The organism is Salinimonas iocasae (genome assembly GCF_006228385.1).
Classification (GTDB): domain Bacteria; phylum Pseudomonadota; class Gammaproteobacteria; order Enterobacterales; family Alteromonadaceae; genus Alteromonas; species Alteromonas iocasae.
Window position 1 is genome coordinate 116,462 of sequence record NZ_CP039852.1, and the last position, 16,211, is coordinate 132,672.

11 protein-coding genes are annotated in these 16,211 nt (G+C 50.3%); 5 read left to right on the forward strand and 6 right to left on the reverse strand.

Going from position 1 to position 16,211, the window contains the following annotated elements:
• Positions 1 to 111 precede the first annotated feature (111 nt).
• Entirely contained in the window at positions 112 to 1,386 is a 1,275-nt protein-coding gene (locus FBQ74_RS00485) for an efflux RND transporter periplasmic adaptor subunit (RefSeq protein WP_139754804.1), read from the forward strand.
• 3 nt (positions 1,387 to 1,389) lie between these two features.
• The gene (locus tag FBQ74_RS00490) at positions 1,390 to 4,497 is read left to right on the forward strand and encodes an efflux RND transporter permease subunit (RefSeq protein ID WP_139754805.1); all 3,108 of its coding nucleotides are present in this window, start codon (positions 1,390 to 1,392) and stop codon (positions 4,495 to 4,497) included.
• 16 nt (positions 4,498 to 4,513) lie between these two features.
• On the opposite strand, the gene FBQ74_RS00495 is transcribed toward FBQ74_RS00490, so the two are convergent.
• The 6 genes from FBQ74_RS00495 to FBQ74_RS00520 are packed head-to-tail and all read right to left on the reverse strand — an operon-like array spanning position 4,514 to position 11,722.
• Complete coding sequence (locus FBQ74_RS00495; protein ID WP_139754806.1) at positions 4,514 to 5,818, reverse strand: sensor histidine kinase; 1,305 nt, start codon at positions 5,816 to 5,818, stop codon at positions 4,514 to 4,516.
• A complete protein-coding gene (locus FBQ74_RS00500; RefSeq protein ID WP_139754807.1) occupies positions 5,815 to 7,143 on the reverse strand; it encodes a sigma-54-dependent transcriptional regulator in 1,329 nt (442 codons plus the stop codon). The genes FBQ74_RS00495 and FBQ74_RS00500 overlap by 4 nt, the downstream gene beginning before the upstream one ends.
• A 59-nt stretch (positions 7,144 to 7,202) precedes the next feature.
• Positions 7,203 to 8,408 carry an ABC transporter permease gene (locus FBQ74_RS00505; RefSeq protein ID WP_139754808.1) on the reverse strand — a complete coding sequence of 402 codons (1,206 nt, stop codon included), beginning with the start codon at positions 8,406 to 8,408 and terminating at the stop codon, positions 7,203 to 7,205.
• 9 nt (positions 8,409 to 8,417) lie between these two features.
• Complete coding sequence (locus FBQ74_RS00510; RefSeq protein WP_139754809.1) at positions 8,418 to 9,731, reverse strand: ABC transporter permease; 1,314 nt, start codon at positions 9,729 to 9,731, stop codon at positions 8,418 to 8,420.
• A 1-nt stretch (position 9,732) separates the two neighbouring features.
• A complete protein-coding gene (locus tag FBQ74_RS00515) occupies positions 9,733 to 10,446 on the reverse strand; it encodes an ABC transporter ATP-binding protein (RefSeq protein WP_139754810.1) in 714 nt (237 codons plus the stop codon).
• A 19-nt stretch (positions 10,447 to 10,465) separates the two neighbouring features.
• Positions 10,466 to 11,722: an efflux RND transporter periplasmic adaptor subunit gene (locus tag FBQ74_RS00520; protein ID WP_139754811.1), complete on the reverse strand. Its 1,257-nt coding sequence runs from the start codon at positions 11,720 to 11,722 to the stop codon at positions 10,466 to 10,468.
• A gap of 368 nt (positions 11,723 to 12,090) precedes the next feature.
• Between FBQ74_RS00520 and FBQ74_RS00525 the strand changes: the two genes are divergently transcribed.
• The 3 genes from FBQ74_RS00525 (at position 12,091) to FBQ74_RS00535 (ending at position 16,184) form a co-directional block, all read left to right on the forward strand.
• Entirely contained in the window at positions 12,091 to 14,163 is a 2,073-nt protein-coding gene (locus tag FBQ74_RS00525) for a TonB-dependent receptor (protein ID WP_139754812.1), read from the forward strand.
• 83 nt (positions 14,164 to 14,246) lie between these two features.
• The gene (locus tag FBQ74_RS00530; RefSeq protein WP_139754813.1) at positions 14,247 to 15,026 is read left to right on the forward strand and encodes an MBL fold metallo-hydrolase; all 780 of its coding nucleotides are present in this window, start codon (positions 14,247 to 14,249) and stop codon (positions 15,024 to 15,026) included.
• A gap of 48 nt (positions 15,027 to 15,074) precedes the next feature.
• Entirely contained in the window at positions 15,075 to 16,184 is a 1,110-nt protein-coding gene (locus tag FBQ74_RS00535; RefSeq protein WP_139754814.1) for a hypothetical protein, read from the forward strand.
• The last annotated feature ends 27 nt before the right edge of the window (positions 16,185 to 16,211 follow it).

Consider the following 16,211-nt stretch of genomic DNA (forward strand, 5'->3'; position numbering starts at 1 on the left):
TCGGCTTAATTTTGTTCAGCGTAGCAAGTAGCTGATTCGTATTATAAATCAATACATGGACCGGTAATGTCTTCCGGTGTCGCGAGTATCAGGCTGAACAGGCACTAAAACATGGCGCGTTGGATTCTCATGAGCGGGTGGTCGCAAAAGTCGGTGACTCGCAAAGCAATATTCACTTTCACTCTTTTCTTTCTCGCACTGGCGTTTGGATGCAGCGATAAGGCTGGATCAGAAAAAGGTCAGGGCGCTGGTGCAGCGGCTTCTCAAAAGGGCGGTCAGCAACAGGCTATGCCTGTGCGTTTTATCAGCGTATGGCCACAGAAAATTGCTTATACCCAGAAACTGCCCGGCCGCGTAGTGTCCTACAAGGTGGCTGAAATTCGCCCTCAGGTGAGCGGTATTATTCAGGCCCGATTGTTTGAAGAAGGCTCTCTGGTCGAGGAGGGTGATCAGCTTTATCAGATTGACCCTGAGCGCTATCAGGCCGATTTGGAAATGGCACAGGCTGATTTGGAAAGCGCTAACGCCTCGGTAGCGAACGCGCAAGCGGTGGTGAACCGCTACGACGGCCTGGTCAAACAAAAGGTTTTAAGCGAGCAAGAATTTGATGATGCTAAAACCCAGCTTAAGCAGTCACAGGCGTCGGTCAGCCAGGCAGAAGCGGCGGTAAAAACCGCCAGAATTAATCTCGCTTATACAAAGGTTTATGCGCCGATAAGTGGGTTTATTGGTCCTTCGGGCGTAACCAAGGGGGCGCTGGTCACGCAGCAACAACAAGAACCATTAGCGGTTATACGCCAGCTTGATCCTGTTTATGTTGATTTGTCACAGTCGGTGGGGGATGCACAAAAGCTTAAGGCGCGCCTGATTGAATCCAGAATTCAGAAAAAGCAAAACGCCGATTTTCAGGTAAGTTTGTTTTTCTCTGAATCAGGAGAGCCGTATCCCCATAAAGGCAAGCTGGATGCAACGGATCTTGCCGTGGATGAGCAAACCGGCGCTATTCGCCTTCGCTCTGTCTTTCCGAACCCGGACAATCAATTACTGCCGGGTCTTTTTGTCCGGGCATCCATAGAAGACTTGTCCTCATCAAAAGCGTTAGTCGTACCTCAGAAAAGTGTACAAATCGGCAGTGGCGGCACAAAGCATGTGTGGGTCGTGGGGTCGGGAGACAAAGCTGAAAAACGCCGGGTAACCACTGGCGTCGCTTATAAAGATCAGTGGGTTATCGAAGACGGGCTCCAAGAGGGTGACCGTGTCATTGTTGAGGGAACGATGAACCTTCAGCCGGGGGCACCTCTGAAGCCGCAGGACATAGCCGGTAACAAAAAGCGCCAGAACCAAAATAATCAGGCAGCGGATTCTGCGCAATCTGGCGGGCATTAATTTATGTTTTCAAGATTTTTTATCGCCCGTCCTATTTTCACCATTGTTGTTGCGCTGCTTATCGTCGGCGCGGGTATTTTCGGGGTATTAAGCTTACCCCTTGAACAGTACCCGAACATTGCTCCGCCCAAAGTATCCATCTCAGCCAGTTATCCTGGCGCCTCAGCGCAAACCCTTGAAAATACAGTAACTCAGGTCATTGAAAAGAACCTGACCGGAATTGATAACCTTCGTTATATTCAATCGCAAAGCTCATCGGCGGGTACGGCCTCTATCACGCTGACCTTTGAGCCGGGTACAGATCCGGACATTGCGCAGGTACAGACCCAAAACAAAGTGTCGCAGGCGCAGTCGTCGTTGCCGCCGGTGGTGCAGCAGCTGGGTGTATCAGTGGAAAAGGCAGGTAGCAGTTACGCGCTTATCGTCGCCTTTTTCTCTAAAAGCGGAAATATGAGTCGTAATGATATATCCGACTTCCTGGTCTCTAACCTGGAGGAACCGCTTAGTCGGGTAAGCGGGGTCGGGCAGATACAGACGTTTGGGCCAGAGCACGCGATGCGGATTTGGCTGGATCCGCACGCCATGAACAATTTTAATATCACTACCCTGGATGTGATCAATGCTATTCAGGAGCAGAATGTTCAGCTGGCCTCCGGTGAGATAGGGGGCGCGCCATCGGTGGACGGGCAGCAGCTAAACGCCACCATCACTGCACAAACGTTGCTTTCCAGTCCGCAGGAATTTGAACAGATACTGCTTTCTGTCAACCCGGATGGTTCCCACGTCACGCTGGGGGATGTCTCTCGCGTAGAAATCGGGGCCGAAAGTTATCGGGTGATCGGTCGCTGGAACCGCAAGCCTGCTTCGGGGATCGCCATAGAACTCTCACCTTCTGCTAATGCACTGGAAACCATTCAGAACATAAAAGCACGGGTTAAAGACTTCAACAGCATTATTCCTGAGGATTTGGAAGTACAGTACCCCATAGATATCTCGCCCTTCATCGAAGCGTCAATTTTAAATGTCGTCGAAACCCTGTGTATCGCTGTGGTACTGGTGGTCGTGGTTATATACATTTTCCTGCAAACCTTTCGGGCTACGCTTGTACCGGCGGTTGCCATTCCTATTGTATTGCTGGGCACTTTCGCGTTCCTGATGATGTTTGGTTACTCCATCAATGTGCTCACGCTGTTCGCGCTGGTACTGGCTATCGGCATGCTGGTGGATGATGCAATTGTTGTTACCGAAAATGCCGAACGCAAGCTTGAGGAAGATGATTCACTGCCACCTAAAGAAGCATCGCGCCTGGCGATGAAAGAAATTTCTTCAGCACTACTGGGTACAACGGTAGTGATATGGGCAGTGTTTTTACCCATGGCGTTGTTCGACGGCTCTGTAGGGGTAATTTATCGTCAGTTTGCCATCACCATATCTGTTGCAATGGGCTTGTCACTTTTTGTAGCGCTGACATTATCGCCCACCCTGTGCGCCATTTTTTTAGAGCAGGGCAAAGAGGAAAAACACTCAGGACCGTTCGGGCTATTCAACCGGGGCTTTAATAAGATGCGCGCCGGTCACGGCCGGGTACTGGAAAAGACCCTGAACAACCGATTTATTCTTCCCATTATCTTTTTCATTGTGATAGCTGTAGCGGTTTTCATATTTTTGCGTATCCCTACCTCCTTTTTACCTGAAGAAGACCAGGGTCGAATGTTCACGCTGGTTACCGGACCGCCCAGCACCACGCTGCAACAAACCCGCGATAAGATTGAAAAGGTGGAAGATTTTTACCTGGATAACACCAATGGTGCCGTGGAAGGCCTGTTTACCGCTGCCGGTTTTAGTTTTTCGGGGCAGGCGCAAAATGTGGGGATCGCATTTGTGAAAATGAGCGACTGGGAGGCAAGGGGCCAGGAAAACAGCGTTTTTAAAATACAGGAAAAAGCCGCGAAGGCACTATCCGGCGTATCCGATGCCATGATTATCCCGCTGATACCGCCACCGGTAAATGCATTAGGTAACGCCAGCGGCTTTGAGTTTCAGTTGATTGATAAAGCCGGTCTGGGCCATGAAGCACTGGTGCAGGCGACTAATCAGTTTTTGGGCAAAGCTAACCAAAGCCAGATGCTGACGGCTGTCCGCTTTAACGGGTTGGCTGATAACCCGCAATACAATCTTGATGTGGATACCATTAAAGCCCGCGCGCTTGGCGTGCCCGTATCCACCATCAATCAGACATTGAGTGCCGCGCTGGGTGGCACGTACGTTAATGATTTTATTGAGAACGGACGCATCAAGCGAGTATATGTTCAGGCCGAAGATCAATATCGTATGCTGCCTGAGGATATCAACGACTGGTATGTAAGAAATGAAAACGGCGGCATGGTGCAGCTAAAGGAGATTGCCGCAGGTGAATGGACGTACGGCCCGCCCAAACTAACCCGGTTCAATGGCAGCTCTTCCAGGGAGATTCAGGGCTCTACTACGCCGGGTGTAAGTTCCGGCGAAGCACTGCAGGAAGTAGAGCGTATCGCGCAATCTCTGCCCAAAGGCATTGATATCGCCTGGACCGGGCTATCTTATGAAGAAAAGCAAAGTGGCAACCAAACCATGCTACTTTATAGCATCACGATTATTGCTGTGTTTATGATTCTGGCTGCATTGTATGAAAGCTGGGCGATACCTTTATCTATCATGCTGACAGTGCCCTTTGGCATACTGGGCGCGGTGCTGGCGACCTGGCTGACCGGTCAGGCCAACGATGTGTACTTTCAGGTGGGACTGCTTATGACCATTGGTCTGGCTGCAAAGAATGCGATTCTTATCGTGGAGTTTGCCCAGCACAATGTGAACGAAGGTATGAGCGCATTTGACGCAGCGTTAACTGCCGCCAAGCAGCGCTTGCGGCCCATTCTGATGACATCGCTAACCTTTATCTTAGGGGTGATGCCACTGGCCTTTGCCACCGGGCCGGGTTCTGGTGCGCAGAATGCTATCAGTATTGGTGTGTTAGGTGGTATCACTGCCACCACATTATTCGTGGTCTTTTTCGCACCATACTTTTTTGTCTGGGTATATCGCGTGTTCTCAAAAGATGAGAAACATGCGTGATCAGCAACTTTTTTGCCTAATGCTGGGCAGGCAGAATAACCCTTACCCGCAAGCCGCCACCCTGGCGGTTTTGCAGGGCGATTTGCCCGTGATGGGCTTCGGCTATCTCTCTGCATAATGCCAGGCCCAGCCCGCTGCCGGCGTTTTTGGTCGAGTAGAACGGAATCAGCGCGTTCGACAACACCGCTTCTGACATGCCCTGCCCGCGGTCGGTAACATCAATCACTACATCTTGCCTGCGCAGCGTCAGCGTCACCTCAATATCTTCTTTGGGAGACGAAGACTCGTGGGCGTTCTTGATGAGGTTTATTAAAAGCTGTTCAAGCTGTACTTCATCAGCCAGCAGCACACCCTCGCCATTTTGCTCGAAGTGAAACGGCCATTGTTGCTGCAACGTATTGATCAGCGCTACCACATTAATCTTAACGGGCTTAGGCTCTGGCAGTTTCGCGAACTTGCCGTAGCCCTGTACAAACTCAGTCAGGTGGGCGATACGCTCAGACGTCGTGGCGAATACGCGACTAAGGCGCGGCTCATTAACATTTTCGCTTAAGATCTTGCCACTGTGCAGCATCGAGGAGATGGGACCGATAGAATTGTTCAGCTCGTGACTGATGATCCTGATAACTTTTTTCCACACAGCTACCTCCTGGCGGCTGAGCTCACGGGTCATCGGCTTTAGAATAAAGAGCGTGTGATGCTGATTGTTTAAAAGAATTTCACCGGTGCTTTGATGCCAGGTTTCAAGCTCATGGCCTTTTTGACTAAGCGTAAACAAGCCCTCGCGCTGCTCATTCATAGCGTCGCTGACACCCGATGGTGCCTGCTGTAATAAATCGTCCAGGGAGGCGCCTTCAAGCCTGGACGAGGAATGGAAAAAATCCCGCGCGGCATAATTGCTGAATACTACCTGATGGTGGTCGTTCACCAACAAAATGATTTCAGGCGTACTTTGCAAAACTTTATCCAACATCAGCTCGCGCTGATAAAGCCACTGTTTTTCGCTTCTCAGCTTATTGGCAGCCTCGTTATACAGCGTGCAAAGCTCGCCCAGAGGGTCTTTTGCATGATACGTCAGGGTGTTAGCAAAATCGCCGTCTTTAAAGTTAAGCAGACCAATTTTTATGGCATCCAGCGATCGACTCAACCGGCCTACTGCAAGGTGCGTCAGCCAGCAGCAGATAGCCAGTGTCAGCACAAAAAGTGGCAACAGGTAAACAAGGCTTAGCTCGGTCAGCCACCACAGAGGCGTGAACCCGATAATCACTGCCAGAATGACAGCCGCATAAACGGGGGAAAAGGGCGGGGCGGCGTGTTTCAATAGTCAATTCCAAACTTCTTAAGCCGGCGATACAAAGATTGCCGGCTTAAACCGAATTCACGGGCGACATGAGCAATCACACCATTGTGATGCGCAATACTGCGTTCTAAGTCAGCTTTTGAGGGCTCATCATTGGGCGTTACCTGCGCTTTGCTGGTGCTGGTTACCTGTGAATAGTGCAGCGCAAAATCCTGCAGTTGTACCTCGCCTTGTGGCCGCAAAACAGCTACACGTTTACAGGCATTTTCAAGCTCGCGAACATTGCCCGGCCATGAATAGGCCTGTAATGCGTCAAGCGTTTCCTGGCTGATCTCCCGATCGGGCAGAAAATGCGTCAGTAACGGCTCAATATCTTCGCTGCGTTCAGATAATGGCGGCAGGTGCAATTCAATGACATTTAAACGATAAAACAGATCTTCGCGAAACTGTCCGTTAGAAATGTCCTGTCTGAGGTCAGCATTGGTGGCTGAAATTACTCGCACACTCACTTTTTGCGTAGTGACCGAGCCCAGGCGTTCGAATTCACCGGTCTGTAACACTCTTAATAATTTCATTTGCCCGGCGGCAGACAAATTACCAATTTCATCCAGAAATAAAGTGCCACCATCAGCCGCTTCAAACCGGCCTATCCGGGCTTTATTGGCGCCAGTGTATGCACCTGCCTCAGCGCCGAACAGCTCAGCTTCCATCAAATCCGGCGGCAATGCACCGGCATTTACTTTAATAAACGGCTGGTTGTGAAGATCGGAGGCTGCCTGGATCAGCTCGGCTATCTTTTCCTTGCCGCTGCCGTTAGGGCCGGTGATTAAAACATTGATATCTGATTGTGCAACCTGGAGCGCCATCTCTACAAGTTGCTGCATGACTGCGCTTTGATAAATTAGGCCACTTTGTGAAGCGGTAGATCTAGCGTCGGACAATCGGGGAGATTGTCTGACCGGCGCGTGAATCTGCTTTTCCAGTAAGCCAGAAATAATGCTCAGCAGTTTGTCGTCATCCCAGGGCTTGGGAATGTAATCAGCGGCACCGGCTTTTACCAGGGAAATTGCCTGCTCAAGCTCGGTCCAGGCAGTGATCAGAATAATTGGTAAGTCGGGATTAATTTCACGCAGCGCATAAAACAGCGAACACCCTTCCTCACCGGAAGTGGTGTCAGTGGTAAAATTCATATCCTGAATAACCAGTGCAATCTTCTGATAGCTGACCGCCTGCTTTGCCTCAACCGGCGACTGAGCGGTAACTACCTGATAGCCATGGATTTCCAGTAACAGCGACAGCGCTTCCAGCACCGCATTGTTATCATCAACAAGAAGGATTTTTTCCATCGTTATTATTCTTGTGGGAAGGTGTTACACCAAAATAAAGTGTAACACGTTCCTTATATTTAAATACTGCGGGTAGCAACACTGGGTGATATGCGGGCCGCACGGCGAGCCGGGAATATCACAGCCAGTAAGCTCATTATCAATACTACCGCTGCGGTAATCATAACGTATGTATGACTTAATGGTGGTACCGAAAAGCGGCTTATCAGTTCGTGCCCCAGCCACACCGCCAGCCCTGCACCAATAAGCAGACCGGCAAGGCATACCATGGTATTTTCAATCAGAAAGTAGCGGATAATGGCCGACTTTCTGGCACCCAGCGCACGACGGGTGCCAATCTGACGGGTACGCTTGGAAATATTAAACAGTGTTAGCCCGAATATGCCCAGCGCGGTTACAGCGACCAGGACCACAATCAGCACCATCAGCATCCGCATCATCAGCACGTCAGACGCATTGTACTGCGCCTTGTTCTCATCCAGTCCGATGACGTTTACCACAACACGCTTGTCATAGGCGGCAAGCATCTTATCTTCCATCTGCTTCATGATATCGGCCCTGTCCTCGGGTGCGGTACGCACTACGATCTGCTGATAGGACTGCGCCTGGATAAAGGGAATAATAACAACATTGTCGGAAGCGCCACTTTTCAGCCAGGGTCCTTTCATGTGTTCTACCACCCCGATAATTTTAAACGGCGCATCTCCCATGTAAACCATCTGACCAAGCCCGTCGCCGTCCGGAAACGCTTCATTAAGAAAGGCCCGGCTGACAATAGCAACTTCGGTCAGTTTACTTCTGTCCTGTGTGACCAAAACCTCGTTAATGTCAAAGTTGCGCCCTTCTGCCAGCGTTAAACCAAGTGTACTCAATGCGTGTTCATCGGCAAAAAGGTAGGCCGATGGTATTGTTCGGCTTTTTTGTGGCTCAGGTTTCAACCGCAGGCTGGTAGAGCTGCCGCTGCCGGATAACGGCACAGAGCTGAATAGTGCTGCATCGATAACTCCCGGCATATTTCGTAGCATTGCTTCATCTTCTTCAAACTGCTGCGAGATGTCACGTTCCTTTCCAAAGGTCATCACCCCAAAGGAAAAAATGCTTTCCTCCGGGTAACCGGTATCCTGATTAAGATACGTGATCCGGTCGTTGATAATAAAAGCGGCATTGCTGACAATGGCTGTGGTGATAGCTATCTGAATCAAAAGTAAAACGGCACCCACTTTAGAGCGTCGCAAAGCATTAAATATAGGCTTAATTTCCAGCATGAGGGGCTCCTATTGGGTTTTCAGGTAAGTGGCAGGTGTCGTACGGCAGACCAGCCACGCCGGATAGACACCAGCAATAACACAGGCGGTAATAGCAATGACCGGTGCTGAAAGCAGCATGGACATATCCATGGTCGCCAGTGACTCGTATCTATCCTGCGTGACGCGAACACCCCAGAGTCCAAGCTGCGCAATAGCAATGCCCAGCAGACCACCAACAAAGCCCAGCATGGAAACCTCAACAATATGCTGCATAAACACCTGCCATTTACTTGCACCCAGTGCTCTGCGCACGCCTACCTCAGGCGCCCGGCGCATGAATTTGGCCAGCAGCAGGCCCAGAATATTGGCCAGGCAGACCGCCAGGAACATAAAGCTCAAGGCCACCAGAATCTGGTTATCCTCAGACACAATTTCACGGTAATCCAGCCAGGTATTTACGTCACGTAACGCGAACTCCAGCTTTTCACGGTTAAAGCGGCCCAGCGCTTGTTGCTGTTGCATGTAGGCCATCAGGTCCTCGCGATATTGGGCTACAGCCTGCGCATCATCAAGCTCGACCCAAAACTGCACCCAGAATAGCTCTGACTGTAGCTTGTCTTTGAAGTTATTGATGTTTTCAAACTTCCAGCCCTGGGTGTTCCCCCATGTGTCAATGCTCTGAGCGGGTATGCGCTCAAAAGGCACATACACCTGCTCATGATCCAGAAAGGCGCCGTTATTAACATCGTAGAACTTCATGTGGGTCTTCCAGTCCTGCGTCACCCCAACGACCCGGTAGCTTATTTCATCAAGAAATATCTGCTCACCAACAGCGTTACGACCACCAAATAGCTTGTCATTGAGTTCCTGGCTGATAACGGCTACCGGACTGGCTGATTCAGCCTGCTGCTCACTCCACGGGCCGCCGTAAATAAACTGCTTATCAAACATGGAGAAAAAGTCGCGGTGAGTGGCCCTGACACTTTCGATAAACGGGCGCAGGTCGCTGTTGTTCATGGTAATTGTCATACCCGTGCGGATCATGGCAGCTTTATGGTCCGGAAAGGGCTGGTTGTATAAATTCACCGCGTCTTTATAGGTAAGCTGAAGCGGAAGATTGTCTGCTCCCCAGCCTTCTTCGCCATCATCCATCGTTTGTAATTGTGGATGAAACAGCTTCTCGCTTTTTTGTGGGATCGGGTCCACAGTCATCATGTGGTACACCGACAAGCTGGTCATCGTTATGCCGATACCGATTGCAATGGCCAGTACCATCAAGATACTAACCAGTGGTGTACGCCTGAAACTGCGCCAGCCTAAATCCAGGTAGTGAGTAAACATATCAGACTCCCGCAACCTGTCTGGCTGGCTCTGGCGCGCCCTGGTAAAGCGTGAAATCAGCCAGCTGACCATCAACAATCTGGATATTACGCGGGGCGCGACGCGCCAGCTCGGCATCGTGGGTCACCATGACAATAGTTGCACCATTGCGGTTAATTTCTTCGAGCAGCTCCATGACCTGACGAGCCATCAGACTGTCCAGGTTGCCGGTCGGCTCATCCGCCAGCAAAAAGCGCGGCTCGCCAGCCAGAGCGCGGGCAATAGCAACGCGCTGCTGCTGACCACCGGACAATTGCTGCGGCAGGTGTTTAGCGCGACTGGCCAGGCCGACCTGTTCAAGGCATTCATTAATACGGCGTTTACGCTCAGCACTTTTAATACCGCGATAGCGCAGCGGCACTTCAACATTTTCATAAAGGTTAAGGTCGGGGATCAGGTTAAACCCCTGAAAAATAAAGCCGATTTTCTGATTGCGAAGATCGGCACGCTGATTGTCAGACAGCGAGCCAATATCTATGCCGTCCAGCGTATATTGCCCGCCGGTATAGGGCTCAAGCATGCCGGCAATATTTAAAAATGTGGTTTTGCCTGAACCAGAGGGCCCGGTTACGGCAATAAACTCGCCTTCGTCGACAGTGAGGTTAAAATCACGCAGGGCATGGGTTTGTACCATTTCAGTCTGATACACTTTACTGACATCGTTCATTTTAAGCATGGGACTTCCTTTTGTTGTCTTAGCGCAGCAGTACTGAAGGCGCTTGTTGGAATTTTTGGTAACCGGATACAATGATTTGTTCGCCAGGCTGCAGACCGCTCAGAATCTCAACCTCACGCATACTGGTCACTCCGGTTTCGATATCGATGCGACGGGCAACGTCTCCATCGAGCTTGTAAGCCACAAAGCCGCCGGCATCAAGAAAACCGCCACGGCGTACTTTTACAACATCATCTTTGTTTTCAAGCAGGATGCGGGCACTGATTTGCTGATTCTGGCGAATTTGTGACAGCGCATCCTGTGAAAAACGAACCCGGGTGGTTACCTCGCGTTCAGTCACTTCAGGGGAAATCGCCGATAGTGTGCCAATCACTTTGCGCGCACCGATTGTCAGCTCTACATCCATGCCAATACCGATATTGTTGGCATAGCTTTCTGCTACATTGACTTCAGCTTCATAGGCGCTCAAATCCACCAGCGTCATCAGTGGCTGATTTACAGAGACCACCGATTTAGGTGCGACCAGTAAGTTGCCTACCACACCGCTGACACTGGCAGTTACCGCAAGATTGCTGATTTTTCTTTCCAGCTCGGAGACCACAAAACGCTGGCGGTTAAGCGCGCTTTGGGCTGACTGCAGCGCGAAGGCGAGGGTGTCTTTTGCCAGTTCAACTTCCTGCTCGGCATGCGCGACATTTAAGCGGGCGCGGGCTAAATCATCTTCTGCTTTTTCAAAATCAATCTGGCTGATAAGGTGGCCCTCAATAGAAGCGTGGGCGCGACGGTTCTCGCGCTCGGCAGCCTGCAACTCGACTTTTGCCAAATCCAGTTGTTTGTTGAGCAACAATGTCTGACGACGGGTTTCCAGTTTCTGCTGTTCAAATTCACCTTCCAGTCTTAGTGCTTCTGATTTTTCCTGCTGAAGATTGTTCTCAAGCTCAGGACTTTTCACTTCAGCGACTATCTGATCCTGCTCAACGGTATCGCCCGCCCTGACCAACAGTGTCGCCAGTCCCTGTTCGGGGCTGTAAACCTGGGGGGCGTTGGCCGCAACTATTCGGCCAGTGGCAGCAATATCCCGAACCAGTTCGCCCCGTTTAACCGTAGCTATTTGTAACGAGGATTTATCTACTGACTGGGAGACTGTCTCGGTCGTAATAATGGCGTGTGCGGATAACGCGACTGCGATAAGCACCGCTGCACCAACAACGATAGGTTTTAACCGGCGTTTCTTACTGGTAATCGCTGTGTCCTGTGCACTGGTATCCTTAATCACGAACGATCTCCTTTATATACAGAGCGTTCGTTTAATGTAATAAAAAAAGGCCATGGCCAACACGACCATGGGGGAGAGCAAAAAGTGACCGAGTAACATGGCTGTATCCTGATTTGTTACAATTAATCAATCAGATACCAGCTTTGTGCCAAAAGTTAACTTTTTGATATATATGCTATTTCTAAAATTAAAGTGTCCGTTATTCTGTTCGCGGACAGTTCATGTGTCCGGTGTGGACACGCATCGTTCGTGTTAACACACGCTAATAATTCATAAGCCAGATAAACTTTCAGCATACTTACACCCTATAAGGTGTGCGCTGTATTGCGTTACCAAGCTACCGACAGAAAAGAAGGATTGTTTTACTTATGCCGGCCAGACTGCCCGCCTCACTGTGTTTAGCAGTATGTACCTCACTAGTATCTGTAAGCGCCATTGCGCAGCAGGAAGATGCATCCATCGAAAGAATTGTTACCACCGGCAACCGAATCGCCCAGCCATCTCCGGCAGGCATTGTTGTTAGTGGTATTGATGAGGATACGCTGGCGCTTGTGTCGCCAATGCATATTGAAGAAGTATTGAAATTTGTCGCCGGAGCAGGTGTTCAACGTGGCAACGGGCAGGAGTATTTGCCGGCACTGCGTTCCCAGGTATTCACCGGCGCCGGCGCATGCGGGGGACTGTTGACTGCAGAGGATGATATTCCGTTACGCGCCGCTGGTTTTTGCAATATCAATGAGCTGTTTGAGGCGCACACAGAAATGGCGCAACGAATTGAGGTACTCAAGGGGCCCGGCTCGGCGTTGTATGGCTCTAATGCTATTCACGGTGTCGTAAATGTAATTACACCTGACACTACCCGTGATGCCGGCCTGCTGGGTGTGGACTACGGCTCTTATGGGTACAGCCGCTATAAGCTGCGTCATGGTGAGGATTTTGGCGCCAGTGGTATAGGTATCAATGCCAGTATTACCCGGGACAGTGGTTACCGGGCAAATGAAAGTGTACATCAGGAGAAAGTGAACCTGCGTCATCGCTATGAGTTTTCCGATGTCACACTCACCAGCGGCCTGACCTATACAAATCTGGATCAGGATACTGCGGGCTATATAGAAGGGTTCGAAAGTTATAAAAACGAAACGCTGGCGCAGCAAAATGGCGATCCGGAAGCGTTTCGTAAAAACCGAGCTTTGCGCATATGGAGCAAAGCGCAATGGTCTATGGATAATGGTGATTCGTTGGTAGTAACTCCTTACTATCGCGACCAGAATATGGATTTTCTGATGCATTTCTTGCCGGGGCAACCCTTAGAGAAAAACGCCCAGCAGGGCGTCGGCGTGCAATCCCTGTATCAGCATGATTTCTCCGAACAATGGCAATTGCAGGCCGGTATTGATGCTGAGTATACCGAAGGCAGCCTGAGCCAGTTTCAGGATGGACCCACTCAGGGTTCAGCCTTTCTGGTCGCCACAGTGCCAGAAGGATTGCATTACGATTATGAGGTCGATGCGACGATGATTGCACCTTTTGCCTCGCTGACCTGGCAACACGACGCCTGGGTAGTCACCGCAGCCGCGCGGTTTGAGTCTATGGAATACGATTATACTAACTATCTGCCGGCAGGCCGTACCCGCGCTGACGGGACAAGTTGTCCGATGGGAGGGTGCCGATATGCGCGTCCGCCCAGCTCAAGTGATGATTATTCAAATTTTTCACCCAAACTAAGGGCCAGTTACGCACTAAATAATAACCTGACCCTTTATGGCAATATTGCCCGCGGTTACCGTGCACCGCAGGCTACAGAACTTTATCGCCTGCAGCGTGACCAGCAGGTGGCGGATCTGGACTCGGAAACGGTTACCAGTATCGAAGCCGGTCTGAAGGGGCAGTACCAAGGCACCAGCTTTACGATCGCAGCGTACAGCATGGACAAAGAAAATGTCATCTTCCGGGACAGCGACTTTTTCACGGTATCTGATGGGGAAACCCGCCATCAGGGCATTGAGCTTGAGTTTATGCAACAACTTACGGCGCAGTGGGATTTGGCCGTGGCTGCGTCTTATGCCAGCCATACCTACGAGTACGATGAGGTGCTTAACGACATCAATATTAATGGTAATGATATTGATACCGCTCCGGATACACTAATCAATACGCGGCTTGGCTGGCAGGTGAGTGAGACTGCGCGGGTTCAACTGGAATGGCAGCACGTATCTGACTACTACACCGATCCGGAAAATCTGCATGCATACGAAGGGCATGATTTGTTCCATCTTCGTAGCAGCTGGTCTGTGACCAATGCCCTTACTGTGTTCGCCAGAGTAAATAACCTTACTGACGAACGCTACGCAGAGCGGGCGGACTATTCTTCATTTTCCGGTGACCGGTATTTTCCGGGCCGACCCAGAAATTATATGCTCAGCGTGCAGTACAGTTACTAGAAATACATTTACCGCGTGTTTTTATGGTCTTACCAACCGTATTTTGCTAGCGTAGCTATCGGTTTTGGTAAGACTTGAGCATTATGCAAATACACACTCTGCACGGCTATATTCAGCACATCTTCCTGATTGAGGATGCCGATAGGCTTTTGCTGCTGGATGGTTGCTCCCGTGCAGATGTCGACATGGTTTGTGGGTACATCACTGATACATTATCCCGGCCCTTGTCCGACTTAAAGCTGGTGGTGGTGACGCACATGCATCCCGATCATGCGGGAGGGGCGCATAAGTTGCGTGATGCTACCGGTGCCAGAATTGCCGCGCATCCTAAAGCGGCCAGATGGTACGCGGGCACTATGGGACGTGCCGCACACATTATTGATGTTGCACTCATGTACTGGGTGGCCAATCGATTGGGCAAGGGAAAGCGGATGACCTGGTATTCGCCTATCCTGAAACCTGATATTTTACTTGAAGACACCCAATTGTTGCCCGGATTTTCCGACTGGCAGGTGTTGTACACGCCAGGGCATACCAATCATGATTTGTCGCTTTTGCACACCGCTACCCGGAAAATGTACGTTGCTGATTTGCTGGTAAAGGTCAAAGGGCAACTGTGTCCGCCTTATCCGGTCTGTCACCCTAACCAGTACCGGCGTTCACTGAAGCGGGTGGCAGCATTGCATCTCGATACCTTATTTTGCGCCCATGTGAAGCCTTTGGAAGCGAACAGTGTCCCGTTTGACGACATCATACAAAACGCACCTACCCGGCCAAAAAATCACTGGCATTCAACAAAAAATCGGATTGTTAAAAAACTCGGTATAAGTAAATACAAAGCAAATCAGCGTGATAACCATTAACGGTGCAAACTGACAAACCGTTTGCGCCATGTATAGCAGGAAGTTTGTATGGCGCATCGCCCGCTTTTAAAACATATTCGTGACCACAGTGTTCTGTTTGCAGAACTTGCTACTTACCGTAACCAAACCGTAGAAAATATGGGGTTATCGGGGTACGAATTTCACAAAACTCCCAAGTTTTACAGCCCTTCCGGGCAGCGCCTGACCATTGAGCCAGAGCGTAGCATTATCGTGCCGCAACTTAGTGTATTGGAAAACGTGCGTGAAAAGCTGAGAACCCGCATCCCCGGCCTGACCGATGTCATTAACAGTGAAGTAGGTTATCGCTATCCCACTGCGGCATTAGCCGATACCAGTGCACCGTTTATTAAGCGACTTCGGTCAGAGTATTTTCACCGGGTGGACGAAGATCGCAGTATATGCAGGCCGGTTAATCTGTCGTTTGGTATTAAAAGCAGAGGGAAGGGTGATGACCGCCAGGAATATGAGGTCTGGATGCCTGATGATGACCCGACTCAGGACCCGTTGCCGCTTTTTATTGAGCGGTATGGCGAAGACTTGCCTGATGACGTCAGACACTTTGTTCAGCAGCCGGCCTGTGTACATGGCTGGATGGGAGTGAAAAGAGCGGCTTTCGAAGCGCTGTACTATAACCCCACCAAACTGGGCGATATAGTGGTCTGTGTGGCGCTTTCCGTCGACGCCTATAATATTGGTGCAAAACCTGATCTTTCTCTTTGTGAACAACTGGAAAGCTCAATAGCGGTTAGTAATGCTGAGCTTGAATGGGAGATTGATGGCTATTACGCACCGCAGGATGCGTATCTGTCCCATGACGAAATCTGGCATGCGATCAATCAAACCCTTGAGGTTATCGGGGCGCCGCTTAACGACATATACAGCGATGATATTCTTGACATTAATGAGAGCAAAACAGAGCGAATTCTTTCGACAGTGTTAAGCCATGGCGCCACCGAACAAGATATTAAAGGGATGGACTTACAAGCCTGGGAGTTTATGAAAACCAGCAGCGAGCGTCGGCAGAAGCCGAATAAGCCAGGCCGTGGTGTGAATTTTTTAGGACGCCTGAACCGTTTGTTCTATCAGCCTGAGCACAAGTTGCCGGGTATTGAGCAAATGCACGATTTGATCAGCTGACGGTGAGCCGATGAACACAACAACGTA